Source organism: Methylobacterium sp. E-012, assembly GCF_057836545.1.
The window spans coordinates 5,642,990-5,669,770 of the sequence record NZ_JBYQEY010000001.1 but is presented as its reverse complement, the minus strand read 5'-3'; the positions used below and the strand labels follow the sequence as shown (position 1 = coordinate 5,669,770).

The following is a 26,781-nucleotide window of genomic DNA, read 5'->3' as shown; positions in this document are numbered from 1 at the left end:
ACCTCACTTCTTCTTCTGGATCCCGCTCTGCGGGTTGAGGCTGCCGATGTTGCCGCTCTCGCTGCCGGCCGCCGGGTCGATCACGGCGTTGATGAGAGCCGGCCGGCCCGAATCCATCGCCGCGTTCACCGCCCGGGTCAGTTCGTCCGGCGTGGTGACGTGGTAGCCGGTGCCGCCGAAGGCCTCCATCATCCGGTCGTAGCGGGAATCCGGCACGAAGACGGTCGTGGCGGGATCCCGGCCGGTCGGGTCGGTGTCGGTGCCGCGGTAGATGCCGTTGTTGTTGAACACCACGATGCAGACCGGCAGCCCGTAACGGCAGATCGTCTCGACCTCCATGCCGGAGAACCCGAAGGCGCTGTCGCCCTCCACGCACAGGACCGGCTTGCCGGTCTCGACAGCCGCCGCGACGGCGAAGCCCATGCCGATGCCCATGATGCCCCAGGTGCCGACATCGAGCCGCTTGCGCGGCTGGTACATGTCGATGATGCCCCGGGCGAGGTCGAGGGTGTTAGCGCCCTCGTTGACCAGGATCGCGTCCGGGCGCTCCTTCACGATGGTCCGCAGGGCGCCGAGCGCGGCGTGGAAGGTCATGGGCGACGCGTTGCTCATGAGCTTCGGGGCCATCTTGGCGATGTTCGCCTCGCGCTTGGCCTTGAGCGTCGCGATCCAGTCGGCCGGGGGCTGCTGCCAGCCCTGGCCCATGCCGTCGAGGAGCGCCTGCACGCAGGAGGCGATGTCGCCGACCACGGGGGCCACGATCTCGACGTTCGAATCCATCTCCCGGGGCTCGATGTCGATCTGGATGAACTTGGTCGAGCCCGGCTCGCCCCAGCTCTTGCCCTTGCCGTGCGACAGCAGCCAGTTCAGCCGGGCGCCGATCAGCAGCACCACGTCCGAGTCCTTCAGCGCCGTGGACCGCGCCGCTCCGGCCGAGAGCGGGTGCGTGTCGGGCAGGAGGCCCTTGGCCATGCTCATCGGCACGTAGGGGATGCCGCTGGTCTCCACCAGCGCCCGGATCGCGTCGTCGGCCTGCGCGTAGGCGGCGCCCTTGCCGAGCACGATCAGCGGCCGGCGGGCGGCTTTCAGGACCGCGAGCGCTCGCTCGATCGCCTCGGGGGCGGGGCGCTGCGCCGGGGCCGGATCGATCACCTTGACCAGGGACTTCAGGCCGGCCTCGGCGTCCAGCACCTGGGAGAACAGCTTGGCCGGCAGGTCGAGATAGACGCCGCCGGGCCGGCCCGAGCAGGCCGCGCGGATGGCGCGCGCCACGCCGATGCCGATATCGGCCGCGTGCAGCACCCGGAAGGCCGCCTTGCACAGGGGCTTGGCGATGGCGAGCTGGTCCATCTCCTCGTAGTCGCCCTGCTGCAGGTCGACGATCTCGCGCTCGGAGGAACCCGAGATCAGGATCATCGGGAAGCAGTTGGTGGTGGCGTTGGCGAGGGCCGTCAGGCCGTTCAGGAAGCCCGGGGCCGAGACCGTGAGGCAGATGCCCGGCTTCCGGGTGAGGAAGCCCGCGATCGCCGCCGCGTTGCCGGCATGCTGCTCGTGCCGGAACGAGATGACCCGCATCCCCTCGGCCTGGGCCATGCGGCCGAGATCGGTGATCGGGATGCCCGGCACGCCGTAGATCGTCTCGATGCCGTTGAGCTTGAGCGCGTCGATGACGAGGTGGAAGCCGTCGGTGAGATCCGGCTCGGCCTCCACCTCGGGGTTGGTGTGGACGATCTTGGCCAGGGCGGTCATCGCAGGGTCTCCGGAGAATTCGTATCGGTTGGGTCGGCGCTCGGCGCCGGCCGGATTGGTGATCTCCCATCCACCCCCTCATCCTGAGGTGCCCGCGTCAGCGGGCCTCGAAGGAGGGCTCCGGAGGTCTCAGCGATCCCTGGATGCCTCCTTCGAGGCCTCCGCTTCGCTTCGTCACCTCAGGATGAGGGGGTGGATGGGAAATCGGTGATTGTTCGGCGTCCTTTGTGTCGTATCGGAGAGCGGCGCTCAGGCCGCCCGGATCGGCTGAACGGCGAGCGCCGCGGGGGCGTCGTCCGCGGCGAGGTAGCGGGCCCGCATCGGGCGGAGCAGGAACATGGCCAGGGCCGCCGCCGTGACGTTGAGGACGATGATCAGCGTGAATACCGCCGACCAGCCGTAGGCCGCCGAGAGCAGGCTGGCGAAGGGGACGAGGAACGCCGCGGTGCCCTTGGCGGTGTAGAGCAGGCCGGCATTGCTGGCGGCGTATTTGGAGCCGAACGTGTCGCCGCAGGTCGCGGGGAACAGCGAGTAGATCTCGCCGAACACCCCGAAATACACCGCCGTAGCGAAGACGAACACCATCGGGTTGTGCCCGTAGGTCAGGAGCACGATCACCGCGAGCGCCGCGGTCGAGAAGGCGATGAACATCGTGTTCTCACGGCCGATATGGTCGGACACGAAACCGAAGAACGGCCGTCCGAACCCGTCGAAGATCCGGTCCAGGGAGATCGCCAGCGTCAGCGCCGCCATCTGGAGGCCGAACAGGCTCACCGGGACGCCGGCCACTTGGAAGTCGTGGGCGATGGGCGCGATCTGCGCCGCCGCCATCAGGCCACCGGAGGCGACCATCACGAACATCGCGTACATGACCCAGAAGACGGGGGTGCGCACCGCCTCGCGGGGTGTGCGGTCGACCTTGGTCTGCGGCAGCCGCAGGCTCTTGCGCTGGATCGGGGCGGCGGTGGCCGGCTTGCGCAGCAGGAACGCAATGGCGAGAACCACCGCTCCCTGGCCGAGGCCGAAATACAGGAAGGCGTCCTGATAGCCGCTCGTGGCGATCATCCGGGCGATCGGCACCACCGTGATGGCGGCGCCCGCGCCGAAGCCCGCCGCGGTGGCGCCCGCCGCGAGGCCGCGCCGGTGCGGGAACCACTTGAGGGCGTTGCCCACGCAGGTGCCGTAGACCGAGCCGGCGCCGATGCCGGCGGTCACGGCGCCGAGATAGAGCAGGAACAAGCTGTCGGCATAGGCATCGATCGTCCAGGCGAGGGCGATCATCACGCCGCCGAAGGCGACCACGAGCTTCGGGCCGTAGCGGTCGACGAACCAGGCCTCGACCGGGACCAGCCAGGTCTCGGTGGCGACGAACAGGGTGAAGGCGAGCTGGATCGCCGCGCGGCCCCAGTGATACCGCTGATCGATCGGGTCGACGAACAAGGTCCAACCGTATTGAAGGTTGGCGATCATGGCCATGCAGATCACGCCGAAGGCGAGCTGCCACCATTTCGCCGCAGGCGAATCCTGGCGTTCCATCCCTGAGCCTCTCTCGTGGGCGGCGCGGCCTTGCGGTGGCCCGTCTCGTACGTTGCAGATCATGCACATCCCCATCAGGTATGCAATATACCAGCATGCGACGGTCGGGACGAACTGTCAGGCGGCGATATTATTCCGGTTGCGTGGCTTGGGTAATCCGCCCCCATGCGCCGAGCGTCGGGTGGTCGGCCGGGTCCAGCGTCTCGTCGAGGTGAGGAATCGACGCGGCGTCGGCTGGAATGCCAAGCAATGGACGGGCCGCCGCCCAGTCCGGCCCCGCGTCCGAAACCGCCAGGGCGTCACGGTCCAGTCCGACGATCCGGCCGCGGTCGAGGCGCAGGATCGCCCGCCCGGTCCCGGCCTGGACGAAGCGGATCGACGCCATCCGGCTCAGGCAGGCCTGCAGGAACGCGGTGTTGGCCGCCGCCGACAGGTCGGCACCCGCAAAGACCGTATCGGGGCCGCAGGCGAAGATGTCGACCTTGCGGAACCGGTCGATGTCGATCAGCCCCTTCACGTCCAGGATGTTGAGGATCCCGCCGGCCCAGAACGCGATGGTGCGCGGGCGCTGCCCCAGCGGAACGCTGTTGTCGAGGAACTCGCAGACCACCTGCTTGTCCCGGGCCAGCGCCCAGTTGAAGAACAGGCGCGGCATGCCGGTATAGGCCTCGACATTGTGGGCGAGCAGGTCCTCCACCGCCTTGTAGCGGCCGAACAGCTCGCCCCGCTTCCAGGCGCGCTCCACGGTGTCGGCCGGGGGCGTGACCATGAACTGCATGTAGACCCGGTCGCCGAACCGGGTGAGCAGCTGGCCGCCGCCGTCCGAGCCGGCCTCGGCCTGGAAGCTGTCGAACCGGAACCGGTCGATCAGCAAATTGGAGATCCGCCCCTCCGCCGCCTTGCGGGTGACGTAGCGGTCGAGCTTCATGTCGATGATCTCGACCTCGTAGCCCGTCAGGGTGCCGGCGTAGCGATGGGCCCCGCCGAGGCTGTCGTAGTCGAGGAGGTACTTGCGCCAGACGTCCGGGGTGATCACCGCGAAGTCGGACCAGGCCATGCCGAGACGCCTGGCGAGGGCCAGCTGGTAGGGCCGGATCGTGCTCTTGCCGGAGGCCGAGGCGCCCTTGACGTTCATCACCACCGGATGGTCCTGCGGCGCCAGCCGGCGGTAGCCGCGCGCCTCCACCACGCTGGCGATCCAGGGTTCGATCTGCTCGCCGATGCGGCGGCTGCCGTAGCCGTTCGAGACCAGCGTCCCGGCGAGGCTCCGCAGCAGGGATGCATCGCGAATCAGGGTGTTCTGTCGGGCGATGAGACCCGACACCACGGTGCGCAGGGCCTCGCAGGCGGCGATCTCCAGGCCGTCGCCAGACTCCGCGGCCCGCCGCTGCCAGGATTCGAGGTGGCGCAGGGCCCGGGTCGCGGGGTCCTCGCGCGGCGCTGCGGCGGGGACCGGGCGCCGGCCGAGAAGGCGATCGAGCCAGCCCGGCTCGGGCGGGGCGGGGGTTGGGCGGTCGTCCAGGATCGCGGCGATCGCGCGGCCGAGCACCGCGTCGGCCGCGGCGCGGATCTCCGCCAGGGTCGCCTCGACCGCGCCGAGGCGGGGCTCGATCCCATCGCGCAGGATCGTGGCGACGATCGCCCGGAAGTTCACCCCGAGATCGGCGTAGACCGCCCCCACCGGCACGGACAGGTCCGACATGACCCGGATCAGGACCTCGTGGACGACGAGGCGGCTGGCCCTGAACCGCACGAGCTGTCGGGCCGGCAGCCCGCACAGGTCGCTGAGCTCCAGGGCATCGCGCAGTGGCGTCTCGACGTGCTCAGGCCGGTAGACGGTGATCAGCGGCAGGAAGGCGGCCGGCAGATCCGACCGGACGCCCGGGTTCCACGGTCCGGCGGATGGTTCCGGAGGGGGGGGCGCCGCTCCGGTCATCCGCGCGTTTCCCTCGCCCCTCTGCGGGCTACGATGTTCACGCATCGCCGCCGGAGATGCACCCGTGTCCGGCCGCTGCCCTGGTTCGTCGACGATGTGTGCGTCCGGTAGCCCCCAGAGGGAGCGTGGGCGCGCGCCATTCCGCCCCGCCCGACGCCCCTGCGAACCGCCGCGAAACCCTAAAAGATCTTCTGGAACCAGCCATGGGCATCATTGGAATTGCCCCGCTGGATATCGACCAGGAGATTCCGCAGCCGCTGTGCCACCGGTCCGGCCTTGCCGGTCCCGATGGTGAAGCTCTCCTCCCGGCCTTTCACCGTGCCGATCGGCGTGATCACCGCGGCGGTGCCGCAGGCGAAGGCCTCGGTCAGGCGGCCCTCCCGCACGTCGGCGCGCCACGCGTCGATCGTGTAGGGCTCCTCCCGGACTGTCATCCCGGCTTCCCGTGCGAGGGTGATCACCGAATCCCGGGTGATGCCGGGCAGGATGCTGTCCGAGAGCGGCGGCGTGACCAGGGTGCCGTCCCCGAACACGAAGAACACGTTCATACCGCCCAGTTCCTCGATGAAGCGGCGCTCGGCCGCGTCGAGGAACACCACCTGCTCGCAGCCCTGGGCGGCGGCCTCCGACTGCGCCGCGAGGCTCGCCGCGTAGTTGCCGCCGCACTTGGCCGCCCCGGTGCCACCGGGGGCGGCGCGGGTGAAATGCTCGGAGATCCAGACCGTGACGGTGCCGGTCGGATCCTTGAAGTACGAGCCCACCGCCGAGGCGATCGTCACGAACAGGTATTCCGAGGCCGGCTTCACGCCGAGGAACGCCTCGGATGCGATCATGAACGGCCGCAGGTAGAGGCTGCCGTCGGGGGTGTCGGGGATCCAGGCGCGGTCGATCTCGACCAGCCGGCGCATCGCCTCCACGAAGGCGTCCTCGGGGAAGGGCGCCATCGCCATGCGCTCGGCCGAGCGGCGGAAGCGCAGGGCGTTGGCCTCGGGCCGGAACAGGGCGGCGCCGCCATCGGCGGTCCGGTAGGCCTTGAGACCCTCGAAGATCTCCTGCGCGTAGTGCAGCACCGCGGCGGCCGGATCGAGGGGGATCGCCTCGCGCGCCTGGATCCGGACATCGGACCAGCCGCGCCCGGCCGCATAGCGCGCCACGACCATGTGGTCGGTGAACACCTTGCCGAAACCGGGATTCGCCATCAACGCGGCCCGCTCCTCGGCGGTCCGCGGGGCGGGGTGACTCTTGATGTCGAACGTCAGGTCGCTCACGGTCTCATCCTCATCGGCTGAGGCTCTTATGGCGCGCTCCGGCGCGCGAATCTACGGAGCCGGCGCATGACGGCGTCGCCGCGGGTGCGGCTCACGCCGCCGTCGCGGGCTCCGACAGCTGCAGGCGGTGCAATCGCGCATAGGTGCCCGCGGCCGCGATCAGGTCGTCGTGCCGGCCGGTCTCGATCACGCGGCCGGCCTCCATCACGGCGATCTGATCGGCCTCGCGCACCGTCGAGAGCCGGTGGGCGATCACCAGGGTGGTGCGGCCACGCATCAGCCGGGTCAGCGCCTCCTGCACCAGACGCTCCGATTCGGAATCGAGGGCCGAGGTCGCCTCGTCGAGGAGTAGGATCGGCGCGTCTTTCAGGAAGGCGCGGGCCAGCGCCACGCGCTGCCGCTCGCCCCCCGAGAGGCGTCCGCCGCCGGGTCCGACCCGGAACGCGTAGCCCTCCGGCAGGGCCGTGACGAACTCGTGCGCCGCCGCCGCCCGCGCCGCCGCCTCGATCTCCGCCGGGGCGGCCCCGGGGCGGCCGAAACCGATATTGGCGGCGATCGTGTCGTCGAACAGCACCACGTCCTGCGAGACCACCGCCACCGCCGCGCGCAGGGAGGCCAGGGTGACGTCCCGGACATCCTGGCCGTCGATGGTCACGCGGCCGGCGGTCACGTCGTAGAGCCGCGGGACGAGGTTGAGCAGCGAGGATTTCCCGGACCCCGAGCGCCCGACGAGCGCCGTCACCGACCCGGGCCGCACTGCGAGGTCGATCCCCTCCAGGGCCGGGGCGTCGGGCCGGTAGCGGAACTGCAAGGCCTCGAAGCGGATCGCCCCGTCGGTCACGGCCAGCGGCGGGGCGCCCGGCGCCTCGCGGATGCAGGCGGCCTCGTCCATCACGTCGAAGTAGCGCCGGAGCGCAGCGGCTGCCTCCTGCAGGATGGCGTTGAGATTGCCCAGCGCCCGGGCCGGCTGGGCCGCCAGCAGCAGGGCCGCCACGTAGCCGGTGAAGTCGCCGACCGTCTTCTCCCCCGCCAGCACCCGCTGTCCGACCAGAACCAGCACCCCCGCCACCGCGATGCCGCCGCCGATCTCCAGGAGCGGATCGAGGCGGCCCCGGGCATTGGCGGCCTTCATCTTGAGCCGGCGCACCTCGTCGAGGGCCGCGGCGGCGCGGGCCTTGAGGTAGCTCTCCATCGCGTAGGTCTTGGCGACGCGCGCGCCCTGCAGGCTCTCGGAGATTAGGCTGGCGGTGGCGCCCATCTGCTCCTGGGTCGAGGTCGAGACCCGCCGGAGCTTCCGGCCGATCCGCCCGATCGGCCCCGCCACGAACGGAACCGTGACGCCGGCGATCAGCGTCAGCACCGGGTCCATCCAGAGCAGCGCCGCCACGAGGCCGATCAGCATGGCGATGTCGCGCAGGAGCACCGTCGAGATGCGGGTGAGCGCCTCCTTGATGAAGGCGAAGTCCGTGGTGAAGCGCTGGGTCAGCGCCGCCGGGCTCTCGCGGCCGAGCTGGGCGAGATCGGACTCGATCAGGTGGCCGTAGAGCGCCGCCTGCATGTCGGCCTCGACCCGCGTGACCACCCGGTTGGTCAGCACCGTCTGGCCGTAGAGGGCGAAGCCGCGCAGGGCGGTGACCACGATCACCACCAGCGGCCCGTAGGCGATCGCGGCCGCGTCCTTGCGGTCGAAGGCGTCGAAGGCGGCCTTGATCAGCGCCGGATAGAGCCCGGTCGAGGCGCCCACCAGCGCGATCAGCACCAGCACCACGGCCAGCGTCGCCCGGTGCGGAAACAGCCACGTGCGCCAGAGCCGGACGAGGAGGGGAGCCGTGTCGCCGGGAAGGCGCGCCATGAAACCTACGGGGTCGGACCAGGGCCGCCCGCACACGGGAGGCGCCGCGGCAGCGGTGTGCCGCCGCAGCCGCCGCGGATCAAGGCCTTCGGTCAGCGCCCGTCGCCGCCCCGTCCGTGCTCGTCGTCGTGGTCGTGGTCGTGGTCGTGGTGCCACCCGCCCCGCATGCCGTGACCGCCCATCGGGCCCATCGGCCGGGCGAGGATCATCGCCCGCCGCTTCTGGTCCTGATCGAGGCTGGCGTAGAGCGGCTGCGACGCGTCGGCGAGCTTGCGCAGGGCCTCGCCGCGGGCCGATGCGGCATCGGCCATCGCCCGGAGGGCCGCCGGGGCGTCGTCGCGGAATTTCGGCCGGTCGCGCATCGCATCGCGGCGCTGCTGGCGCAGCTTGGCCATGTCGCGGATCGCCGATTCCACCGGCGGCCACAGCTTCTCCTGGTCGGGATTGAGCGTCAGGCCGGCATGCAGGGCGGCGATGCGGGCATCCGTGAACGCCGCCCGATCCTCGGGGCTGAGGGCGCTCCAGCGCCCATGCCCGCGGAAGCCCTCGGGGCCGTGGTCGCGGGCGGCGGCCGCGCCCGCCAAGCCCAGGCCGAGGGCCCCGGTGACGAGGATCGCGGCTCTCAAACGTCGGGACATGGAAACCTCCGTCTCACGCTCCGGACGCCGCCAGGCCGAACTGGCCGCGGCGCCCGACGCCGCCCATCAGACCCCGGTCGTGTATCCCGCTTGTGTATGTAACACTGTTACACTAGGGGCAGACCGGATCGGAACGGTTCAGGGAGTGGGGCGGTGCGGCGGGCGGCGGGAACGATCCGGACCTTGGTCCAGGCGGCGGTGGGCTTCGCGATCCTCGGCCTCGCCGTCCCGGCCCGGGCGGTGCCGGAGGGGAGGCCGGTCCGGGCGGTGGCCAGCTTCTCGATCCTCGGCGACCTCGTCCGGCAGGTCGGCGGCGGGCACGTGACGGTGACCACCCTGGTCGGGCCGGATTCCGACGTCCACGGCTTCAGCCCGACCCCGGCCGACGCGCGCAAGCTCGCCGAGGCTGACATCGTGGTCGTGAACGGTCTGGGACTGGAGGGCTGGCTCGACCGGCTGATCCGGGCCTCCGGCACCCGGGCGCCGGTGGTGGTCGCCTCCACGGGGGTGACGCCCATCCCCGCCCGGGACGAGCACGCGCAGGGCGAGGGCGGCCACGGCGACCATGCCGTCGACCCGCATGCCTGGCAGAACGTCGCCAACGTGCGGATCTATGTCGCCAACATCCGGGACGGCCTCGCGACGGTCGATCCGGCCCATGCCGCCGCCTACCGGGAGGCCGCCGCCGCCTACATCGTCAAGCTCGACGCCCTGGAGCGGGACCTGCGCGCCACGATCGCCGGCATCCCGCCGGAGCGCCGCCGGATCATCACCACCCACGACGCCTTCGGGTATTTCGCCGCGGCCTACGGCCTGCGCTTCGTGGCGCCGCAGGGCGTCTCCACCGACAGCGAGGCGAGCCCCCGGGACGTGGCCGCGATCATCCGGCAGATCCGCCGGGACCGCGTGCCGGCGGTGTTCCTGGAGAACATCAGCGACCCGCGCCAGATGGAGCAGATCGCCCGGGAGAGCGGCGCCCGCCTCGGCGGCAAGGTCTATTCCGACGCGCTCTCCGGTCCGGACGGCCCGGCGCCGACCTATCTCGACCTGATGCGCGCGAACCTGCGGGCCTTCGCGGCGGCCCTGGCGCCCGGCTGAGGTCCGGGCGTTGGTTCGCCTTCGGGGCGTCCGACATGACATAGCGTAAACCGCCGGTTAAGAGGCCTCTTCTAGCCTTACGCAACGGGTGCCAGCCGATCCTCGTCCGCGAGGGCTCAGGGCCGTGGGGCCTTGTGAGAATCGCGCAGCTCGGAGATCGCGTGGCTTGGGGGCCTGACCGCTGGCGCTTCTATCGGCTCCTCGCGCGCGAGGCCGTGCGCGCGATCCGCGCGGCCGGCGCGAGCCTCACGGCATCCCCCGACATCCTCGCCCGGATGCGGGTCACGGGTCTGGTGATCGCGCCCCAGGACCTGCGCACCTCCGACGCGACCTTCGCGGACGACATCTATGCCGGCCTGTTCGTCTTCGCCGGCCGGTCGCTGGCGGCGAGCGGCGGCTCGCCCTTCGATTACGCGCCGCCCTCGCCGGAATGGGCCGACGAGCTCTACGGCTTCGGCTGGCTGCGCCACCTGCGCGCCGCCGACACGGCGCTGGCCCGGGCCAATGCCCGCGCCTTCGTGGCCGACTTCATCGCCGGGCGGGGCGATCCGGCGCTGGCCCGCCAGACGCCGGTGGCGGCGCGGCGGCTGATCTCGTTCCTGTGCCAGTCGCCGCTCGTGCTGGAGGGCGCGGACCACGCCTTCTACCAGAACTTCCTCAAGGCCATCGGCCGCAACGCCCAGCAGCTCGAGCGCGACCTGCGGCGGGGGGTGCCGCCGCAATGGCGCCTGAACGCCGCCGTGGCGCTCTGCTACGCCGGCCTGTGCTGCGACGGGATCCAGCCGATCCTGCGCCGGGCGACCCGGATCCTGTCGCGGGAGCTCGACCGGCAGATCCTGACCGATGGCGGCCACCGCTCGCGCGATCCGCGCTTCGCCATGGAGCTGCTCCTCGACCTGCTGCCCCTGCGCCAGAGCTACCTGAGCCGGAGCGTCGAGCCGCCGCTGGCGCTCCTGCGCGCGATCGACCGGATGCTGCCGCTGCTGCGACTGCTGCGCCATCCGGATGCCTCGCTCAGCCATTTCAACGGCATGGGCGCCACCGACGCCGACCATCTCGCGACCCTGCTGGTCTATGACGGCGCGCTCGCCCGGCCGCTGATGCACGCGCCGAATTCGGGCTACGAGCGCCTGGAGGGCGGCCGGGTCGTGATCGTGGCCGATGTCGGCGCGAGCCCGCCGCTCCCGTACTCGATCAATGCCGGCGCCGGCTGCCTCGCCTTCGAGATGTCGAGCGGACCGCAGCGCATCGTGGTCAATTGCGGCCTGCCGGCGAGCGGGCCGGACCTGCGCCTCCTGGCCCGGTCCACCGCGGCGCATTCCACCGCCTCCGTGGCTCGCACCTCCTCGTGCCGGTTCCTCACCCGCGACGGCTGGTGGGGCGAGCGCCAGCTGGCCGATTGGCTGATCCGGCGGCGCGGCCCGGTGGTCCTGAGCGGCCCGACCGCGGTCGCGGCCGAACAGGCCGAGGAGGCCGACAGCGTCATGCTGGCGGCCCGGCACAACGGATTCGGACCGGAATTCGGAATCGTCCACGAGCGGCGCTGGCAGCTCTTCGCCGCCGCGGCGCTCCTGGAGGGCCGGGACGCGTTCCTGCGCCAGGGCAAGGCGGGAAGCCGGGCGCGCCGACGCCCACACGACGTGGCCATCCGCTTCCATCTCCACCCCGGCATCGCCGTACGCGGGGTGCCGGAGGGACTCGAACTGGCCTCGGCCCTCGGTGAGATCTGGGTGTTCCGCGCGGAGAACGTCGAGATCGCCCTGGAGGAGAGCGTGTATTTCTCGGGCCTCACCGGCGCCCGCCGCACCGACCAGATCGTCCTCCATCTCAGCGTGTCGGAGGATGTCGAGGTGCGCTGGAGCTTCGAGCGCCGGGCCTCGGCGCCGTTGCGAGGGGTCGCGCCGGCCTGACGCGTGTCTGGCCCGGTTCCCCGTTTCCATGCTACCGCGCTCGAAAATCTCGAACATCCGGCACGAAACCATGGCGCACGATCAGGTGCGGGTCTCCCGCGCGCTCCTCTCGGTCTCCGACAAGGCCGGCCTCGTCGACTTCGCCCGCGCGCTGCATGCCCGCGGCATCGCGCTGGTCTCGACGGGGGGCACCCATCGGGCGCTGCGGGAGGCCGGCCTGCCGGTGACGGAAGTCGCCGACCTGACCGGCTTTCCCGAGATGATGGACGGCCGGGTCAAGACCCTGCACCCGGCGGTGCATGGCGGCCTGCTGGCGATCCGCGACAACCCGGAGCACCAGGCCGCCCTCGCGGCCCACGGGATCGGGGCGATCGATCTCCTGGTGGTGAATCTCTATCCGTTCGAGGCGACGATCGCGGCCGACAGGCCCGATGCCGACTGCATCGAGAACATCGATGTCGGCGGGCCGGCGATGATCCGCGCGGCGGCCAAGAACCACGCGGACGTGGCCGTCGTCACGGATGTCTCGGACTATGCCGGCGTGCTCGCCGCCCTGGAGACGAACGACGGCGCGATCGGGGCCGACCTCCGGCGCCGGCTCGCCCAGAAGGCCTTCGCGCGCACGGCGGCCTACGACGCCGCCATCGCCAACTGGATGGCCGGCCGCTTCGGCGCGGACGAGCCGGCGCCGTTCCGCGCCTTCGGGGGCGCCCTGGCGCAGGGTCTGCGCTACGGCGAGAATCCGCACCAGGCGGCGGCCTTCTACCGGGCCCCAGGCAAGCCCCGCGCCGGCGTGGCGACCGCCCGCCAGCTCCAGGGCAAGGACCTGTCCTACAACAACTTCAACGACACGGACGCCGCCTACGAATGCGTCGCCGAGTTCGAATCTGCGCGCGCGGCCGCGGTGGCGATCATCAAGCACGCCAACCCATGCGGTGTCGCCGAGGGCGCGAGCCTGCTCGAAGCCTACGAGCGGGCGCTCGCCTGCGACCCGACCTCCGCCTTCGGCGGCATCGTGGCGCTAAACCGGACCCTGGACGCGGCGGCGGCGGAGAGGATCGTCGAGATCTTCACCGAGGTGATCATCGCGCCGGACGCCACCCCGGAGGCCGCGGCGATCGTCGCGGGCAAGAAGAACCTGCGCCTGCTCCTGGCCGGCGGCCTGCCCGATCCGCGGGCGCCGGGCGAGACGGTCCGGACCCTATCCGGCGGATTGCTGGTCCAGGGCCGGGACGCGGCCGTGGTCGACGACATGCCGCTTCAGGTCGTCTCCCGGCGGGCGCCCAGCGCGGCGGAACTCGCCGATCTCCGGTTCGCCTACCGGGTCGCCAAGCACGTGAAGTCCAACGCCATCGTGTACGCGAAGGGCGGCGCCACGGTCGGGATCGGCGCCGGCCAGATGTCGCGGGTCGATTCCTCGCGCATCGCCGCCTGGAAGGCCGCCGAGGGTGCCAAGCGTCTGGGACGGTCCGAGAGCCTCGCGGTCGGGTCCGTGGTCGCGTCCGACGCGTTCTTCCCCTTCGCCGACGGTCTGATGGCGGCGGCCGAGGCGGGGGCGACGGCGGTGATCCAGCCCGGCGGCTCGATGCGCGATGCGGACGTGATCGCGGCGGCCGATGAGGCCGGCCTGGCAATGGTCTTCACGGGCCATCGCCACTTCCGGCACTGACGCGGCACCACCTCCGTCGACCCTTCACGGCACCGGACGCGTTCGACGGCCCCGGTATTCTCGGCCGTCGGACCCGTCGGACGTGATCGCGGCGGGGCCCGATGGCGACCGCGGCGTGGTGGCGGAGCCGTTAAGGATCCCCCGAGATCGGTCGAGCAGCGCCGCTATCAGATGCAGGACCGCGGGCAATCGAGAGATTGTCTGTAATGCTCATGGCGCAAGCAAGAGTATTATGGTCTAAATTTCGATTTCCTGGACATTATCGATTGCAATATTTTAGGATCAAAGATCGGATTTGCCCGAGACGTCTTTCCGTGTTGCGGCCGGGCTTGATATCAGGCCGTCGCCACGTCATCATTCCCGAGATTTTTGCAGGATGATCGCGCGATGCATCTCCTCGAACGGTTCTTGCCTGGGTGATGAGATGCTGGTCGCGGCAATGTTGTTCTTGGTAGGATGGCTCATCGGCCGGTCCTACACGGTCGTCGTCTTGGCCATGACGTCGTCCGTCATCATGTTCACAGCTTTGACGATCTTCGTCACCCGGTATGAGATCGATCTGCTCCACGTGCTGATCACCGTGGGCTATCTCGCCGCGCATCAGTCGGGATACCTGCTCGGCGCCTACATGAGCGGCTATCAGCAGAATCACTGACGCAACGCTTCGCGCTTACCACCACCAGACCGGCCGTGCCGCGAGGATGTCGATCGCCACCCATAAGACGACCGTCGCCGCCGACCAAGAGCATACAAGGATAAGTGGCGGCCTCGTGCCAGGCTTGCGGCACAGTTGTGCAAAGGCGTTGTTCACGTCTGGAGTCCTGGGCTTCGGTTGGTGAAGAATGCCATATACGGCCGGAAACCGTTTATGGTTCCGCAAATTCGATGATGGCCATGCCTTGGAATAGTCAAGCGCGACATCTTGCCTGCCTCTCGCGCTGTCTGTGATCAGGCCAATCCAGGGTAAGTCAAAACCGGAAATCGGACTTTCAAGACTTTTATATTTTGCAAGATTTATTTACAAAAAGTCTTTATTAGAGATTTGTCGCGGCCGACTGTGATACGAAACGCATATTGGGCAGGGGGTCAGCGGCGCTTTCGGGAGCGGGCGCACGCAACGCGATGCCGTATCGCGATTCCCCCTGTCGGCCTTCGGCGCGCTGCCGAGGCCCCGAGGGCGAACGCCCGGGCCGCGCCTACGGCCCGGGCGTACAGGATCGGACGACGTCGGCGTCCCCGGGGCCGAGGGTGTCAGGCATCCGTGAAGATGTCGCGATCCCTGGTCTCCGGCACGAACAGCACGCCGATGATCACCGTCGCGACCGCGATGACGACCGGGTACCAGAGGCCGAAATAGATGTCGCCGGTCTGAGCCACCATGGCGAAGGCGGTGGCCGGGAGCAGTCCGCCGAACCAGCCGTTGCCGATGTGATAGGGCAGCGACATCGCGGTGTAGCGGATCCGGGTCGCGAACAGCTCCACCAGCATGGCGGCGATCGGGCCGTAGACCATCGTCACGAACAGCACGAGGAGGAACAGCAGGCCGATCACCCGGGCGACCTGCGACCGGAACACATCGAACGGGTTCGCCATCTTGACGATCCCGGGATCGCCCGCCTCCGGGTAGCCCGCCGCCTGGAGCGCTGCCGTGGTAGCCCTGTTGGCCTCGGCCGCGCCGCCCGGGGGGTAGGGGATCTCGGTGCCGTTGACCCGAACCGTGGCGGACTGGCCGGCCGCGCCCGCCACGGTGGCGTAGCGCACAGACGACTTCGACAGGAAATCGCGGGCGCTGTCGCAGGGCGCTGTGAACACCCGGGTCCCGACCGGATTGAACAGGGTCCCGCAGGCGGCCGGATCGGCCGTGACCGTGACCGTCACGGTCTCGATCGCCGCCGCGAGCTTCGGGTTGGCCGCGGCGGTGATGCCCTTGAAGATCGGGAAGAAGGTGGCGGCCGCCACCGCGCAGCCCGTCAGGATGATGACCTTGCGGCCGATCCTGTCGGAGAGCCAGCCGAACACCACGAAGAAGCCGGTGCCGAGCAGCAGCGACCACGCGATCAGGAGATTGGCCGTATAGCCGTCGACCTTGAGGATCGATTGCAGGAAGAACAGCGCGTAGAACTGGCCCGTGTACCAGACGACGCCCTGGCCGGCGACGAGGCCGAACAGGGCGATCACCGCGACCTTGGCGTTCGTCCACCGCCCGAAGGCCTCGGTGAGCGGCGCCTTCGAGGTCTTGCCCTCGTCCTTCATCTTCTGGAAGGCCGGCGATTCCGAGAGCTGGAGGCGGATCCAGACCGAGACGCCGAGCAGCAGGACCGAGACCAGGAACGGGATGCGCCAGCCCCATTCGGCGAAGGCCGCCTCGCCCGCGAACGTCCGGGTCGCCAGGATGACCAGCAGCGACAGGAACAGGCCCAGCGTCGCGGTGGTCTGGATCCAGCTCGTGTAGAAGCCGCGCCGGCCGTTGGGCGCGTGCTCGGCCACGTAGGTCGCCGCGCCGCCATACTCGCCGCCCAGCGCCAGCCCCTGGGCCAGCCGCAGGACGATCAGGATGACCGGCGCTGCGATCCCGATCGTGGCGGCGTTGGGCAGCACGCCGACGAGGAAGGTCGACAGGCCCATGATCAGGATCGTGACCAGGAACGTGAATTTGCGCCCGACGCGATCACCGATCCGGCCGAACACCAGGGCGCCGAAGGGGCGGACGATGAACCCGGACGCGAAGGTCAGCAGCGCGAAGATATCCCGCGTCGCCGGCGGATAGGCCGAGAAGAACTGTGCCCCGATGATCGCCGCCAGCGAGCCGTAGAGGTAGAAATCGTACCACTCGAACACGGTGCCGAGCGAAGACGCGAAGATCACGCGCTTCTCGGCGGAACGCATCGGCCGCGCGGCCCCGTCCGCCCGTGCAACGACACTCGCCCCCGCCATGACCCGTTTCTCCCCGGACGAACCCTGTGCGCGACGCAGATGAGCGATGCGTGATCGCTGGGACAGGCACGGTCAACCGGTCGACCGATCGTGAATTTTCTGATCGACACCGATGAGTGGGTTGCGTGGCGGCGTCGCCGCAGCAACCGCGTGGGCGCCTCCGGACGCCGCGCGCCGGCAATGTCCGGCGCGCACGAGAACCACTTGGGGCGCCTGAAACGAAGAAGGGCGCGGCCCGTGCCGCGCCCTTCGCTTTCACCGCGTCTCGGTCGGTCAGTGCGCGTGTGCGCCGGACGCCCCGATGCCGGTTTCGGAACGCACGAACTGCGCCTCGAAGGCCGCGCGTTCGCGCTGGGCCCGGCGGGACCGGTCCATCAGGGACACGACCCAGATCGTCGCGAAGGCCAGCGGCATCGAGAACAGGGCCGGGTTGTCGTAGGGGAAGATCGGTGCGGCATTGCCGAACGTCGCCACCCAGACCGCCTTCGACAGCACCACCATGGCCACCGCCGAGATCAGCCCGACGAGGCCGCCCGCGAGCGCCCCCCAGGTGGTGGTGCCGCGCCACAGGATCGACATGGCCAGTACGGGGAAGTTGCAGCTCGCCGCCACCGCGAAGGCCAGCCCGACCATGAAGGCGACGTTCTGGTTCTCGAACACGTAGCCCAGATAGATCGCTACCAGGCCGATCACCACCGCCGAGAGCTTCGACAGATTGACCTCGTGCTTCTCGGTGGTGCGCCCGCGGGCGATCACCTGGGCGTAGAGGTCGTGGCTGATCGCCGAGGCGCCGGCCAGCGTCAGGCCTGCCACCACGGCCAGGATGGTCGCGAACGCCACCGCCGAGATGAAGCCCAGGAAGTACGGGCCGCCGACCGCGTTGGCGAGGTTGACGGCGACCATGTTGGTGCCGCCGATCATGTCCTTGAGCTTGTCGAAGGTGCCGGCCGCGCCGAGCTTGAAGTAGCTCGGATCGGACATCAGCAGGGCGATGCCGCCGAAGCCGATGATGAACGTCAGGATGTAGAAGTAGCCGATCAGGCCGGTGGCGTAGAACACCGACTTGCGCGCGGCCTGCGCGTCCGAGACCGTGAAGAACCGCATCAGGATGTGCGGCAGGCCGGCGGTGCCGAACATCAGGCCGACGCCGAGGGAGATCGCCTCGACCGGGTTCGACACGAGGCCGCCGGGCGCCATGATGGCGTCGCCCTTCGGGTGGACCTGCACGGAGGCGGCGAACAGCGTTTCCGGGTTGAAACCGTACTTGAACAGCACCGCCCCGGCCATGAAGGTCGCGCCGCCGAGCAGCAGGCAGGCCTTGATCACCTGCACCCAGGTGGTCGCCTTCATGCCGCCGAAGGCGACGTAGACGATCATCAGGATGCCGACGATGATCACCGCGTAGAGATAGGGCAGGCCGAACAGGAGCTGGATCAGCTTGCCGGCGCCGACCATCTGGGCGATCAGGTAGAAGGCCACCACCACCAGGGTGCCCACCGCCGAGATGATGCGGATCGAGGTCTGGTCGAGGCGGAAGCTCGCCACGTCGGCGAAGGTGAACTTGCCGAGGTTGCGCAGGCGCTCGGCGATCAGGAACAGCACGATCGGCCAGCCGACCAGGAAGCCGGTGGAATAGATCAGCCCGTCGAAGCCCGAGGTGTAGACGAGGCCGGAGATGCCGAGGAACGAGGCCGCCGACATGTAGTCGCCGGCGATCGCCAGGGCGTTGGTCCCGGCCGAGATGCCGCCGCCCGCGGCGTAGAAGTCGGCGGCCGATTTGGTGCCCTTGGCGGCCTTGTAGGTGATGCCGAGGGTCAGCAGCACGAAGAACAGGAACATGCCGATGGCCGGCCAGTTCGTGGCCGATTGCGTCACCGCGCCGAGATCGGGGCCGGCCGCGTAGGCGCCGCTCGCCACGATCGCGGCGAGCGTCAGGCCGAGGAGGAGGCGGTTCATCGGCCCACGCTCCGCTTGAGGGCGGCGCTCAGCGTGTCGAAGCGCGTGTTGGCCCGGGCCACGTAGATGCCGGTCAGCGCGAAGGCGAACAGGATCACGAACACGCCCATGAACAGCCCGAGCGACGCGGTGCCGCCGCCGACCTTCACGGCCAGGAGCGACTTGTCGAAGGCGATCAGGCCGATGAAGCCGAAATAGACCACCAGCATCAGGATCGTCAGGATCAAGCCGAACCGGGTGCGTTCGGCGACGAGCTGCTGGAATTCCGGGGTCCGGACGATCCGGTCGATCTGCGGATCGACCGCCGCGGCGGCGTTGCGGGATGGGGGGGGCGCCGTGCCCCCGCGAAGGCCGAGTGTCGAGCCGCTCATGGCGTGTTCCTCCCGCAAAGGCGCTCCGGCCTTCCGGTTTTTCTTGAGACCTGAGTTTCGTGGTTCTTGTTGGGGGCGGGCGCCGGACCGGCACCCGCCTCGTCATGTCCTGGAGGTCGGACCGATCAGGGCCGGTTCTGCCGGTTCTCGATCAGGTCTTCCACCACCGCCGGCTCGGCAAGCGTCGAGGTGTCGCCGAGCGAGCCGAAATCGTCCTCGGCGATCTTGCGCAGGATTCGGCGCATGATCTTGCCGGACCGGGTCTTGGGCAGGCCGGGGGCGAACTGGATCAGGTCCGGCGAGGCGATCGGCCCGATATCCTTGCGGACCCAGGTCACGAGTTCCTTGCGCAGGGCGTCGTCGCCCTCCTCGCCGTCGTTGAGGGTGACGTAGGCGTAGATGCCCTGGCCCTTGACCGTGTGCGGGTAGCCGACCACCGCCGCCTCGGCGACCTTCGGGTGGGCGACGAGGGAGGATTCGACCTCCGCGGTGCCCATCCGGTGGCCCGAGACGTTGATCACGTCGTCGACCCGGCCGGTGATCCAGTAATAGCCGTCCGCGTCCCGGCGGGCGCCATCGCCGGTGAAATACTTGCCCGGATAGGTCGAGAAGTAGGTCTGCTCGAAGCGCTCGTGGTCGCCGTAGACCGTGCGCATCTGGCCCGGCCAGGAATCGGCGATGCAGAGGTTGCCCTCGCAGGGACCCTCCAGGACCTTGCCCTCGGCGTCGACCATCTCGGGTCTGACGCCGAAGAACGGCCGGGTCGCGGAGCCCGGCTTCAGGGCGGTGGCGCCCGGGAGCGGGGTGATCAGGATGCCGCCGGTTTCGGTCTGCCACCACGTGTCGACGATCGGGCAGCGCCGGTCGCCGACCACGTTGTAGTACCAGTCCCAGGCTTCCGGGTTGATCGGCTCGCCGACCGAGCCCAGCACCCGCAGGCTCTGCCGGGAGGTCTTCTTCACCGGCCCCTCGCCGCCGCCCATCAGCGAGCGGATCGCGGTCGGCGCCGTGTAGAAGATGTTGACCTTGTGCTTGTCGATCACTTCCCAGAACCGGGAGCTCGACGGGTAGGTCGGGATGCCCTCGAACATCAGCGTCGTCGCGCCGTTGGCGAGGGGGCCGTAGACGATGTAGCTGTGGCCCGTGACCCAGCCGACATCGGCCGTGCACCAGTACACGTCGCCCTCGCGGTAATCGAAGACGTATGCGTGGGTCATCGACGCGTAGACCAGATAGCCGCCCGTGGTGTGAACGACCCCCTTCGGCTGGCCGGTCGAACCCGAGGTGTAGAGGATGAACAGCGGGTGCTCGGCCTCCACGGGCTCGGCGGGGCAATGGTCGGTCACCTGCTCGGCAGCCTCGTCGTAATAGACGTCCCGGCCCGCCTCCATGGCGACGGTGCCGCCGGTGCGGCGCACCACGATGACGTGGTCCACGAAGTCGGCGCCGATCCGCTTGATCGCCTCGTCAACATTGGCCTTCAGCGGCACCTTGCGGCCGCCGCGCAGGCCCTCGTCGGCGGTGATCACTACTTTGGAGCCGCAGCCCTGGATGCGCGAGGCGAGGGAATCCGGCGAGAAGCCGCCGAACACGATGGCGTGGATCGCCCCGAGCCGCGCGCAGGCGAGCATCGCGTAGGCGGCTTCGGGGATCATCGGCAGGTAGAGCGTGACCCGGTCACCCTTGCCGACGCCGCGGTTGCGCAGGACGTTGGCCATCCGGCAGACCTGCGCGTGCAGCTCCCGGTAAGTGATGTGCCTGGACTCGTCCGGATTGTCGCCCTCCCAGATGATCGCGGTCTGGTCGCCGCGGCTCTCCAGGTGCCGGTCGATGCAATTGTAGGCGACGTTGGTCGTGCCGTCCTCGAACCACTTGATCGAGACCTTGCCCGGCTCGAAGCTGGTGTTCTTGACCTTGGAGAACGGCGTCATCCAGTCGATGCGCTTGCCGTGCTCGCCCCAGAAGGCGTCCGGATCCGAGACCGACGCCGCATACATGTCCCGGTACGTGGCATCGTCGACGTGAGCACCCTCACGCCACGCTGCCTGCACGTCGATGATCTTGCCGTCCATGGCGTTCCATCCCTGCTTGGCGTCCGATCGTATCGCGGCCTCAACCGCGCAGCCAGGACTTCCAAAGTAACGTAGCCTACACTTTACGGTGGCGATATCATCGCCTTTTCGCTCGTGCACGCTGCGGAATCGGTAGATAAATTGGGCACAATGTAAGGCGGTGAGTGGAGCTTCGGCCCTGCGCTGTCAAGCCGAGCTTGCCGAGACGGCACGCCGAGCCCGAATACTTGTCGGGTCCGCCTCCGGCCCGGGACCCGCGGGCCTCAACCGTTCGCCGCCCGCCGCGTGGGCATGATGATCTCCACCAGCGTGCTGTCCTCCGTCGGCGTCGACAGCTGGAGGCGGCCGCCATTGGCCTCCACCAGGGCCCGGGGCAGGGCCAGACCCTCCTCGACATCCCCCGCGGGACCGGCGGCCCGCGTCGCGGTGCCGGTGTCACGCACCCGCAGCGCGACGGCCGTCCGCTCGGCCGCGCCCGTCGATACGATGATCTGGCCCCCGGCCGTCGAGCGCCGGATTGCGTTCTCGATGATCAGGGCGGCGGCGCGGGTCACGGACCGCTCGTCGGCCTCCAGCTCGCCGAGATCCGTGGAGAAGCTCGTCCGCACGACGATGCGGCCGCGGGCCGCCGCCGCCTGGAACTGCGCCACGCAGCCGGCCGCGAGGTCGTTGAGATCGAGGGCGCGCGGTTCGAGGTGCAGGGTTCCGGCCTCCACCGCGGCGAGGTCGAGGAGCATGCCCACCCGTTCGAGCATCGCGTCGCCGGAGGCCTTGATCTCGGTGAGGCAGGCCCGGTAGCGCGCGTCGCCGAGCGTGCCGAAGGGCTCCTTCAGCATCGCGTCGGCGAGGTCGATCATCCCGGTCAGGGGTCCGCGGAAGGCGCGGTCCAGGCGCACCAGGGCGGTGCCGGCGCCGTTCGACGGTGCCCGGCCCCCCGCGAGGTCCGTGGCGGCCGCCGGAGGGCGGTTCGTCCGCTCGATCACGGCCACCCGGCGGCCGTCGCCCTCGACCGCTCTCACGTCGAGGGTCACGGGCTCGCCGGCGAGCAGGACGATGCGCCGGCCCCGGGCCACGCCGCGCAGCAGGTCGGCGACGGCCAGCACGCTGTCCCGGTCGACCTGGGCGACGAAGCTGGCGCCGACGATTTCCCGGGGCTCGCAGCCGAGCAGCACGGCGGCGGCGCGGTTCACCGCGAGGATGCGCCCGGCCTGATCGAGGGTGACGGTTCCGGTCTCCAGCGCGTCGAGGGTGGCCTCGGCGCTAGCCGCCCGCTCCGATTGCGCGGTGCGGGCGAGGCGCTCGGCGGCGAGGGCGGCGGCTGCATCGGTTTCGTCGACCGGGCGGAGGACCAGGCACAGGGCGGCCTCGCCCGCCCAGGTGCAGGGCCCGCTCAGGGCCTCGACCGGTCGGGCGCGCCCATCGGCGGCCGCGACGGCGGTCAGGCGCGCGGCCGGATCCGTTTCTGCGTCCTGCGGGGCGCCCGGGAAAAGCCCGCCGAGACCGCTCACGGACAGGGCCGCCACGTCGGCGTGACCGGTCAGGCTCAGGAGACGGCCGTTCGCCGCCAGGATCGTGCTGCCGCGATGCACGAGGGCCGGAAGCGGCAGCCCGGCCAGGATGTCTGCGAAGGCCCCCGCGGCGGCGCGATCATCGCGCGGCTCCGCGGGACCGGACTGGGGTCCGGGGAAAACCATGACCGCGCCGCCTTCGGCCTTCGGACGCCGCCCCTCGGGCGCCGCCTCGTCGCCGGCGTAGCGCGCGCCGAGGGCCCGGGCGATCTCCCGGAACGCGGCGTGCTCGTCCGTCGACAAGGGGGCCGTGGCGGGTTCCCGCGCGGAGGCCGCCTCCCGGGCGGGACCGGGTTCGGGCGATGCCTCGGGCGCGGGCAGTGCTGTCGGCGCCGCCGCGTCCGCAGGGGCCTCCGATCGCGCCGACGGCAGGCCCCGGATCAGGCCAAACCCGGCAAAGCCCGCGAAGGCTGCCGCGTCCCGTCCCAGGGGGGCGCCGGACAGCTCGACCCGGACCGCCCCGGTTCCGGCATCCAGCGACGCCGGCTCGCCGCGGAAGGTGCGGCGGTCCCGCAGCGCCGCCAGCATCCCCTCGGCCCCGGCCACGTGGCCGGACGCGGCGAGGTCCTGCCAGCGCTGACCGACGAGGCCCGCCAGGACCTCCGAGCCGGTGAGCGAGACCAGCGTGCCCGCCGCATCGATGCGCCACAGGAAGCGGTCGTCCCGCTTGGGCGCCGGAGCGGGTGCCGCCGGCTCCGGCAGCATCATCCCGGCGGGTTCCGGCGGGCGCGCCTTCGCCCGGGGTGGTGTCACCGGAGCGGTCGGCATCACCAGGAACACGGGCTTTCCCCCCTCCTGGGTGCTCCGGGCCAGCCAGCAGAGCACCGGGGGCGCGATCCTGCGGGGGTCGAAGCGCAGCCGTGCGAGCCGGGGCGACGCATCCCCCGGGGCCGCGGCGGCGATCTGCCGGGACAGATCCGCGGCGGCGCAGACGTCGGCCAGGGGACGCGCGGTCGGCGAGGCATGCAGGATCTGCCCGGTCCCGGGATCGACGACCAGGTGAACCGAATCCGGCGCGGTCAACGCAGCCGACAGGCTCGGCAGCCGCGCCCAGGCCGCGAAGGCGGCGGCGAGCCCCGGTCGATCGGCTTCGTCGGTGGATGTCAGTGTCGTCTCCACAACCCGCGACCTCGAACCCACACGCGGTCCCCCGTTCCCCGGACCCATCTGCCCGAGAAACGCGCACGACCGTAGCCCTATTGTAAACTCCCCGTCGTCGCGGCGCTGGACTCTTGCGCCGACCGTCACACGTTTACGGCATGTCAACCTTAACGCCGGTGGCGCGGGTGGCATACAGTGACGAATCGGTTATTGTGCGGTGCACAAAGAGCCATCCACAGGCGTCAACATGAGAGGAGACGGCACATGAGCAATCCCCCGAACTACGAAGTCCCGGCCGAGATGCGCGACCTCGCCGAGAAGAGCGTCGAGCAGGCCCGGAAGGCCTTCGACAGCTTCATCGGTGCCGCCCGTCGCACCGCCGACACTGTGCAGGGCTCGACCGAGCTGGCCCGCACCAACGCCCGTGATGTGTCCACGCGCGGCTTCGAATACGCCGAGCAGAACGTCAACGCGGCCTTCGACCTCGCCCAGAAGCTTGTCCGGTCCCGGGACATGCAGGAGGCGATGCAGCACCAGGCCGAGTTCGTGCGCAGCCAATTCGCCGCCATCCAGGCGCAGGCCAAGGAGTTCAGCGGCATCGCCCAGAGCGCGATGCAGCAGGGTGCCGAGCGTGCGAAGTCGGCGATGCAGCAGGGCGCCGACGAGGCCCGCAAGGCGATGGAGCAGGGGCAGGATGCGGCCAAGAACGCCGTCCACAACGCCCAGGACGCCGCCGAGCGCAGCAGCCACTAAAGCATCATCCCGAAAGGTGGTTTCCAGCTTCCGGAAAACGATGATGCAAACCTAACCATCGAACGCGTCGTCCGGGTTTCGATATCCAGGACGATGCGCCGAGGCGGCAGATGCAGCTGGTCGTCGGGCGGCGCCCGCCGTGCCGCATCCCAAGCGGCGACCCGATCTCCGGTCGCACGTCACGACGCGGCCCGTTCCCGATCCCGGGGGCGGGCCGTCTCGTTTTCGCCGGTATTGCCCCGGAGAGCCGCCCGGCGGACGGGATGGATCCGCATCGCGCGAAGGATTCCAGGATGCGCCACGCTGTCTTTGGCCGTATCGGCTCGTCTATGCCCCTCCGCCTGACGGTTGCCGCGCTGGCGCTCGCCACCGCGCTGCCCGGCACGGCGGCGCGGGCCCAGTATGTCGACGGCCCCGCCTACGGTGCTCCGCCGTCCGGCTACGAGGAGCCGGGCGACGCGCGTGGATATCGCCGGCCGCCGCGCCGGATCGAGCGGGAGCCCGTCGGCTTCAACTGCGATGCCGTGCAGCGGGGAATCACCGGCCCGAAGCCGTTCTCCTGCCCGCTCCCCGGCCCGAAGCCCCTCGGCGTGCGCTGCTTCTGCGATCTCCCGATCGCGTCGTTCAGCCCGCCGCAGACCGCAATCGGGCGGGTCGTGCCGTAAACGCGCCACGGCCGCACCGTCCGGGGACGATGCGGCCACGTCGATCGAGTACGGGTCGGGGGCCCGCCCGGCTCAGTTCAGAACGACGACCTTGGCGCCGACCTTGACGCGCTCGTAGAGGTCGGTGACGTCGTCGTTGGTCATCCGGATGCAGCCCGACGACACCGCCTGGCCGATCGTGTCCGGCTCGTTGGAGCCGTGGATGCGGTACTCGGTCGAGCCGATATACATGGCACGGGCGCCGAGCGGGTTCTCGATGCCACCAGCCATGTAGCGCGGCAGGTCGGGCCGGCGGGCGATCATCGCCTTCGGGGGGGTCCACGACGGCCACTCGCGCTTGGCGGTGATCGTGTTGGTGCCGCTCCAGCTGAAGCCCGGGCGGCCGACGCCGACGCCGTAGCGAAGGGCTTGGCCGTCACCCAGGACCAGATAGAGACGGCGCTCGGCGGTGGAGACCACGATGGTCCCCGGGGTGTAGGGCGCGTTGAAGGCCACGACCTCGCGGGGGATCGGCTGGACCTGCGCCTGCGGCGCGGCCTGCACGCCCTGGCCGTAGCCGGGGGCGTAAGTCCCCTGGTAACCGTACTGGCCCTGATCCGAGTAGTAGGCGTTGGAATCCTCGTTCCCGAAGGGATCGTACGACGAGGCTGCCAGGGCCGGCGTCGCGGCAAGAACAGTCGCGCCGAGGAGTGCTGCGAGTGCGGTGACCGTGGTCTTCATGGGTGGCCTGCCTGTGCGATAACCTTTGCCATTACAAGCGTGGGCATAGCCAGGCAGTTCCACAAAACCGCCAAGATTCTACGGGGCGGCGGAATACGTATCCCCGTCCGACCGTGCGAGGCGGCTCAGTCGACCTCGTCGGTGTGGACATCGAACCGCGCCAGATGCGCGTAACCGAAATTGGTCGAGATCGCGCAATCGGTGGCGTCGCGTCCGCGGGCCATGACGATGCGGCCGATCCGGGGGCAGTTGTGGCGGGCGTCGAAGGTGTACCAGCGCGGTCCCCCGGGCCCGTCGAGATAGACCTCGAACCAGGCGGAGAAATCCATCGGCGCCGGGTCCTTGGGCACGCCGATGTCGCCGAGATAGCCGGTGGCGTAGCGGGCCGGGATGTTCATGCACCGGCACAGGGTGATGGCGAGGTGGGCGAAGTCGCGGCAGACGCCCTCGCGCTGCATGAAGCCGTCATGGGCGGTGCGGGTGGCATCGGCGCGCTGGTAGTCGAAGCGCAGGCGCTCGTGGGCGTAGTCGACGATCGCCTGGACCCGGGCCCAGCCCTCCGGGGTCGAGCCGAACAGCGACCAGGCGGTCTGCGAGAGCTTGTCGGTGTCGCAGTAGCGCGAGCCGAGCAGGAACATCAGCACCGCGTCCGGTAGATCCTGGACCGCGATCTGGCGCGCCTCCGGCACCACCGGGTCGGGCAGGCCGGAATCCTGGACGGTGATGTCGGCCGAGACCGTCAGCTGGCCGGGCGGCGCGAGGATGCGGTGGCAGGTGTTGTCGAAGACGTCTTGATACGCGCGCGCCGGGATCGGCGGATCGAAGGTGATCACGTGCGGCGTCAGCACGTCGGGCATCCGCGACGGGTGAACGGTCAGCATCAGGATCATCGGGGTCGGCTGGGACATCGTGAAGGCGATATCGAAACCGGTCTTGATCTTCATCGCGGCCTTCTCACTGTGTCGCCATCCGCGCGGGGTCGCCA

Annotated in this window: 19 protein-coding genes; 6 read left to right on the top strand and 13 right to left on the bottom strand. The window is 70.0% G+C overall.

Annotated elements, in window-relative coordinates:
- Window positions 1-3: 3 nt before the first annotated feature.
- From oxc to AC3IF1_RS27170, 6 genes are all read right to left on the bottom strand, one after another.
- A complete protein-coding gene (oxc, locus tag AC3IF1_RS27195; RefSeq protein WP_489220115.1) occupies window positions 4-1,749 on the bottom strand; it encodes an oxalyl-CoA decarboxylase in 1,746 nt (581 codons plus the stop codon).
- Window positions 1,750-1,998: 249 nt separating this feature from the next.
- The gene (gene oxlT / locus AC3IF1_RS27190; RefSeq protein WP_489220114.1) at window positions 1,999-3,285 is read right to left on the bottom strand and encodes an oxalate/formate MFS antiporter; all 1,287 of its coding nucleotides are present in this window, start codon (window positions 3,283-3,285) and stop codon (window positions 1,999-2,001) included.
- Window positions 3,286-3,415: 130 nt separating this feature from the next.
- A complete protein-coding gene (locus AC3IF1_RS27185; protein WP_489220113.1) occupies window positions 3,416-5,221 on the bottom strand; it encodes a DEAD/DEAH box helicase family protein in 1,806 nt (601 codons plus the stop codon).
- Window positions 5,222-5,400: 179 nt separating this feature from the next.
- Window positions 5,401-6,489 (bottom strand): branched-chain amino acid aminotransferase, encoded by a 1,089-nt coding sequence (locus AC3IF1_RS27180; RefSeq protein WP_489220112.1) that lies wholly within the window; start codon window positions 6,487-6,489, stop codon window positions 5,401-5,403.
- A gap of 91 nt (window positions 6,490-6,580) precedes the next feature.
- Window positions 6,581-8,341: an ABC transporter ATP-binding protein gene (locus tag AC3IF1_RS27175; RefSeq protein WP_489220111.1), complete on the bottom strand. Its 1,761-nt coding sequence runs from the start codon at window positions 8,339-8,341 to the stop codon at window positions 6,581-6,583.
- Window positions 8,342-8,433: 92 nt separating this feature from the next.
- Window positions 8,434-8,979: a Spy/CpxP family protein refolding chaperone gene (locus AC3IF1_RS27170; RefSeq protein ID WP_489220110.1), complete on the bottom strand. Its 546-nt coding sequence runs from the start codon at window positions 8,977-8,979 to the stop codon at window positions 8,434-8,436.
- A 210-nt stretch (window positions 8,980-9,189) separates the two neighbouring features.
- On the opposite strand from AC3IF1_RS27170, the gene AC3IF1_RS27165 reads away from it, so the two are divergent.
- From AC3IF1_RS27165 to AC3IF1_RS27150, 4 genes are all read left to right on the top strand, one after another.
- On the top strand, window positions 9,190-10,077 hold the full coding sequence (locus tag AC3IF1_RS27165; RefSeq protein ID WP_489220486.1) for a metal ABC transporter substrate-binding protein: 888 nt from the start codon (window positions 9,190-9,192) through the stop codon (window positions 10,075-10,077).
- 161 nt (window positions 10,078-10,238) lie between these two features.
- Window positions 10,239-11,987: a heparinase II/III family protein gene (locus tag AC3IF1_RS27160; RefSeq protein ID WP_489220109.1), complete on the top strand. Its 1,749-nt coding sequence runs from the start codon at window positions 10,239-10,241 to the stop codon at window positions 11,985-11,987.
- Between the two features lie 70 nt (window positions 11,988-12,057).
- A complete protein-coding gene (gene purH, locus AC3IF1_RS27155) occupies window positions 12,058-13,656 on the top strand; it encodes a bifunctional phosphoribosylaminoimidazolecarboxamide formyltransferase/IMP cyclohydrolase (RefSeq protein ID WP_489220108.1) in 1,599 nt (532 codons plus the stop codon).
- Between the two features lie 424 nt (window positions 13,657-14,080).
- Window positions 14,081-14,311 (top strand): hypothetical protein, encoded by a 231-nt coding sequence (locus AC3IF1_RS27150; RefSeq protein ID WP_489220107.1) that lies wholly within the window; start codon window positions 14,081-14,083, stop codon window positions 14,309-14,311.
- Between the two features lie 596 nt (window positions 14,312-14,907).
- Here the strand turns inward: AC3IF1_RS27150 and AC3IF1_RS27145 are convergent.
- The 5 genes from AC3IF1_RS27145 to AC3IF1_RS27125 form a co-directional block, all read right to left on the bottom strand.
- Window positions 14,908-16,590, bottom strand: coding sequence for an MFS transporter (locus AC3IF1_RS27145; protein ID WP_489220106.1), 1,683 nt, complete (start codon window positions 16,588-16,590; stop codon window positions 14,908-14,910).
- A gap of 273 nt (window positions 16,591-16,863) precedes the next feature.
- Entirely contained in the window at window positions 16,864-18,546 is a 1,683-nt protein-coding gene (locus AC3IF1_RS27140; RefSeq protein ID WP_489220105.1) for a cation acetate symporter, read from the bottom strand.
- Entirely contained in the window at window positions 18,543-18,917 is a 375-nt protein-coding gene (locus AC3IF1_RS27135) for a DUF485 domain-containing protein (RefSeq protein WP_243971402.1), read from the bottom strand. The genes AC3IF1_RS27140 and AC3IF1_RS27135 overlap by 4 nt, the downstream gene beginning before the upstream one ends.
- A 125-nt stretch (window positions 18,918-19,042) precedes the next feature.
- Window positions 19,043-20,989 carry an acetate--CoA ligase gene (gene acs, locus AC3IF1_RS27130; protein WP_243971404.1) on the bottom strand — a complete coding sequence of 649 codons (1,947 nt, stop codon included), beginning with the start codon at window positions 20,987-20,989 and terminating at the stop codon, window positions 19,043-19,045.
- Window positions 20,990-21,252: 263 nt separating this feature from the next.
- Complete coding sequence (locus AC3IF1_RS27125; protein WP_489220104.1) at window positions 21,253-23,676, bottom strand: sensor histidine kinase; 2,424 nt, start codon at window positions 23,674-23,676, stop codon at window positions 21,253-21,255.
- Between the two features lie 246 nt (window positions 23,677-23,922).
- On the opposite strand from AC3IF1_RS27125, the gene AC3IF1_RS27120 reads away from it, so the two are divergent.
- Window positions 23,923-24,411, top strand: a complete 489-nt coding sequence (locus tag AC3IF1_RS27120; protein ID WP_489220103.1) for a phasin — start codon at window positions 23,923-23,925, stop codon at window positions 24,409-24,411.
- Window positions 24,412-24,704: 293 nt separating this feature from the next.
- Window positions 24,705-25,076 carry a hypothetical protein gene (locus AC3IF1_RS27115; protein ID WP_489220102.1) on the top strand — a complete coding sequence of 124 codons (372 nt, stop codon included), beginning with the start codon at window positions 24,705-24,707 and terminating at the stop codon, window positions 25,074-25,076.
- 72 nt (window positions 25,077-25,148) lie between these two features.
- On the opposite strand, the gene AC3IF1_RS27110 is transcribed toward AC3IF1_RS27115, so the two are convergent.
- Window positions 25,149-25,796 carry a L,D-transpeptidase gene (locus AC3IF1_RS27110; protein WP_243971412.1) on the bottom strand — a complete coding sequence of 216 codons (648 nt, stop codon included), beginning with the start codon at window positions 25,794-25,796 and terminating at the stop codon, window positions 25,149-25,151.
- A 125-nt stretch (window positions 25,797-25,921) separates the two neighbouring features.
- The gene (locus AC3IF1_RS27105) at window positions 25,922-26,740 is read right to left on the bottom strand and encodes a transglutaminase-like domain-containing protein (protein ID WP_489220101.1); all 819 of its coding nucleotides are present in this window, start codon (window positions 26,738-26,740) and stop codon (window positions 25,922-25,924) included.
- Between the last annotated feature and the right edge of the window lie 41 nt (window positions 26,741-26,781).

Excerpts from the sequence above, each read along its gene's own strand:
- oxlT (WP_489220114.1), bottom strand. The coding sequence starts at position 3,285 with ATGGAACGCCAGGATTCGCCTGCGGCGAAATGGTGGCAGCTCGCCTTC.
- AC3IF1_RS27140 (WP_489220105.1), bottom strand. The coding sequence starts at position 18,546 with ATGAACCGCCTCCTCCTCGGCCTGACGCTCGCCGCGATCGTGGCGAGC.
- AC3IF1_RS27105 (WP_489220101.1), bottom strand. The coding sequence starts at position 26,740 with ATGAAGATCAAGACCGGTTTCGATATCGCCTTCACGATGTCCCAGCCG.
- AC3IF1_RS27185 (WP_489220113.1), bottom strand. The coding sequence starts at position 5,221 with ATGACCGGAGCGGCGCCCCCCCCTCCGGAACCATCCGCCGGACCGTGG.
- AC3IF1_RS27110 (WP_243971412.1), bottom strand. The coding sequence starts at position 25,796 with ATGAAGACCACGGTCACCGCACTCGCAGCACTCCTCGGCGCGACTGTT.
- purH (WP_489220108.1), top strand. The coding sequence starts at position 12,058 with ATGGCGCACGATCAGGTGCGGGTCTCCCGCGCGCTCCTCTCGGTCTCC.
- AC3IF1_RS27175 (WP_489220111.1), bottom strand. The coding sequence starts at position 8,341 with ATGGCGCGCCTTCCCGGCGACACGGCTCCCCTCCTCGTCCGGCTCTGG.
- AC3IF1_RS27145 (WP_489220106.1), bottom strand. The coding sequence starts at position 16,590 with ATGGCGGGGGCGAGTGTCGTTGCACGGGCGGACGGGGCCGCGCGGCCG.
- AC3IF1_RS27120 (WP_489220103.1), top strand. The coding sequence starts at position 23,923 with ATGAGCAATCCCCCGAACTACGAAGTCCCGGCCGAGATGCGCGACCTC.
- AC3IF1_RS27115 (WP_489220102.1), top strand. The coding sequence starts at position 24,705 with ATGCGCCACGCTGTCTTTGGCCGTATCGGCTCGTCTATGCCCCTCCGC.
- AC3IF1_RS27135 (WP_243971402.1), bottom strand. The coding sequence starts at position 18,917 with ATGAGCGGCTCGACACTCGGCCTTCGCGGGGGCACGGCGCCCCCCCCA.
- acs (WP_243971404.1), bottom strand. The coding sequence starts at position 20,989 with ATGGACGGCAAGATCATCGACGTGCAGGCAGCGTGGCGTGAGGGTGCT.
- AC3IF1_RS27170 (WP_489220110.1), bottom strand. The coding sequence starts at position 8,979 with ATGTCCCGACGTTTGAGAGCCGCGATCCTCGTCACCGGGGCCCTCGGC.
- AC3IF1_RS27150 (WP_489220107.1), top strand. The coding sequence starts at position 14,081 with ATGCTGGTCGCGGCAATGTTGTTCTTGGTAGGATGGCTCATCGGCCGG.
- oxc (WP_489220115.1), bottom strand. The coding sequence starts at position 1,749 with ATGACCGCCCTGGCCAAGATCGTCCACACCAACCCCGAGGTGGAGGCC.